The 2,706-nt window shown below is 27.2% G+C and carries 4 protein-coding genes; all 4 read right to left on the reverse strand.

Annotated elements, in window-relative coordinates; all coding sequences use genetic code 11:
- Positions 1-331 precede the first annotated feature (331 nt).
- Positions 332-724 carry a hypothetical protein gene (locus OIO11_RS11760; RefSeq protein ID WP_268071660.1) on the reverse strand — a complete coding sequence of 131 codons (393 nt, stop codon included), beginning with the start codon at positions 722-724 and terminating at the stop codon, positions 332-334.
- A gap of 70 nt (positions 725-794) precedes the next feature.
- Positions 795-971, reverse strand: coding sequence for a hypothetical protein (locus OIO11_RS11765; RefSeq protein WP_268071662.1), 177 nt, complete (start codon positions 969-971; stop codon positions 795-797).
- A 159-nt stretch (positions 972-1,130) separates the two neighbouring features.
- Positions 1,131-1,769, reverse strand: a complete 639-nt coding sequence (locus OIO11_RS11770; RefSeq protein ID WP_268071663.1) for an L-threonylcarbamoyladenylate synthase — start codon at positions 1,767-1,769, stop codon at positions 1,131-1,133.
- A 365-nt stretch (positions 1,770-2,134) separates the two neighbouring features.
- The gene (locus OIO11_RS11775; protein WP_268071664.1) at positions 2,135-2,338 is read right to left on the reverse strand and encodes a hypothetical protein; all 204 of its coding nucleotides are present in this window, start codon (positions 2,336-2,338) and stop codon (positions 2,135-2,137) included.
- Positions 2,339-2,706 lie beyond the last annotated feature (368 nt).

A 2,706-nucleotide genomic window follows, 5' to 3' on the forward strand; every position in this document is an offset into this window, starting at 1 on the left:
TTAATTATGTTTTTTAGTCTTTTTATAATTATGGGTATAGGATATACTTTATATGATTTAATATTATAATATAATGTTTAAAAAAAGTAACCAATTTAGCTTGCTTTTTAAAATTCTTTACTTGCAAATATTTCTTTGTTTTGATTATTCACCTCAAGAAACTGTGAATGTAGTTAAAAAAGCAATCAACACATCATTTTCATACTGCTACTTAAGAAAGCTTTAGATACTAACCTTAATTAACTAAATGCTTATTAGGTTCTTATCTAAAGCTAAAATAATCTAACTTTTTTACATATTTATTTTAATGCTTGTACATTTTTTATACTTATTAATCTCTAAAATTATTTATATCAAATCTTTGATTATAGATATTTAGTATGTCTTTTGTAAAATTCTTTATGCTTATATTTTCTAATTCAAGATTAAAATTCTTTGATACTAATTCATCTTGTTTCAACTGAGAAGTGTTAGTATATACAATAGGAATATTTGGTGAAAAGTCAACAATTATTAAAGCTACCCTCTCATATTTATAATTATCATCGGTACTATCTTTTCTACCACTTATAGCAGAGAAAAAACTTATATACTTTTCTATATTAGTCTTTGTTTTCTTGAATGCAATTTTATTATTTTCCATTTCCTTATCATCATATTCATAAACAGGAACTAAATAAACTTCCCCAAGAACTTTTGAATTATAAATAGTATGTAAATTCAATGCTTCAGCAAATGTTCTTTCAAACAGTGTATCAGTATTTTTAGCTATACTACTTAATTGACTTCTAATATTATAGTATTTGCCCTATTATTAATACTGCAAAACTGCTACCATTTATAAAACAAATAAGTCCTAATGCCTTAATAACTTCTCCAATTATAATTGCATATTTCCTTTTGCCAACATTCTTAATGCCTTCAATAAGCTTTGGTGCAACCATAAGTACTAATCCATAGATAGCTAGCATCAGTTCTATTTTAATTATGGATAGTTCCTTTAAATAAAAGAAAACAAACAGCACTGGAACATGGAAATAAAATCTGGAAAAAATTCTATAACTATAAAAGGAAATTATGTCTTTTTTCATTAACTATCACTACTTTCTTAAATCATTATTTATTAAATATTAAAGTACTGTTGGTAAGATATTTATAACATTTTCAATATCTTCAGCAGTTATATCTCCAAGTCTTGTAATACATGGCTTGTCTACAAGAGAAATTATTGTGCTTGATTTTGTTGTTCTTTGAGCTTTTCCCTTTAATATATAATCTACCTTATCACCAACTTGGTCTAAAGCTAATCCCATATCTACTAAAATACCATCAGCTTGACCAGATAAGTTAGCTGAAGTCATAGAAACTGGCATATTTAATTCTTCCATCATACCTCTCCAAACTGGGTTGCTAAGACAACTTATAGATACTGTATCTCCACCACATAACATTCTATCTGGAACAGTATCTTTTTTCTTAACAATAATATTTAAAGGACCTGGCCAAAATGCATCTACTAATGCTTGTACCATTTCATTGTCTTTTCCTTCACCGTATTTTTTCCAATCATCAGGGTTTAAAACAAATAGAGTAAGAGCTGAAGTTGCGGGTCTATTTTTTATTGCAAAAGCTCTTTCTATAGCTTCTTCATTCCATGGATTTAAGGTTAATGCAATATTTGTATCGCTAGGTGCTATAATTACACCTCCTTCCTTAATGCATTTTGCTGCTACTTGAAAATTTTCTTTACTGGCTTCAAGAATTTTCATTATAATTGCCTCCTATATTTTTTTAGACGCTTGCGGAATTCCACAAGCATTGATTCGCCTAACTTTTAAGCCGTTAGGCTTTTATATTTTCCTCTACTAAGGCATAATAGAATTACACCACATAAATCTAAAACGCCACAGGGAGGTTTTTAATATGTTTTGTCTTAATAAAATCAAACAACTTAATATCTTTGAGCAAGTATCTGAACTTAATAACATGACTACTAAACAACCTATCGGTTTTCTAAAGTTACTTGCTAACAATTTTGATCTTGATACATTAATTCCCAACTCTTTTAAAGAACACTATTATGCCGATTTAGGCAGAGATAGAAAATATAATCTTTCTTCAGTATTATCAGCTTTCATATACCAACACTGTATTGTTGACACTTTCCCTTGTATTTTCTACTGACTGGCATATTTAACTCTTCATAAATAATAGTTCTTATTAAAATTTCTGATATTAATCCTCTATATTTATCATCATCATTCACAAATCTATAAATTTTATTTTTTCTCTCTTCGCTTATATGATATATTAAATTATTAAATAACCACTTACTCATTCTAGTACACTTTACGGCATAAACTTCCACAAAATATCACCTGTCCTGTTATCTTATCCATATATTATCACCCAAACAATATAGTATCAATATATATGTCATAAAATGTACTATTATAGTAATAAAGTATTTTTTATCTTGATTTTTTACAATTTATTATTATATTAACTTTTTTGGATAATATTAATTGACACCATTCTACATATTTGCTAGTATTTCTAAGGGGGGTTAAACTGTAATGTATATAAGTTCTATTAAAGTTCCTACATTCTTACACATAGCCTATCTATTGTTTGTGTAGGAACTTTATTTATATGCTTAATAAACTTCTGTATAGTACTTCTTACTTGAGACAGTTTTTGGAAAAA

The sequence above is a fragment of the Clostridium sp. ZS2-4 genome (assembly GCF_026719745.1).
Lineage (GTDB): Bacteria > Bacillota > Clostridia > Clostridiales > Clostridiaceae > Clostridium_H.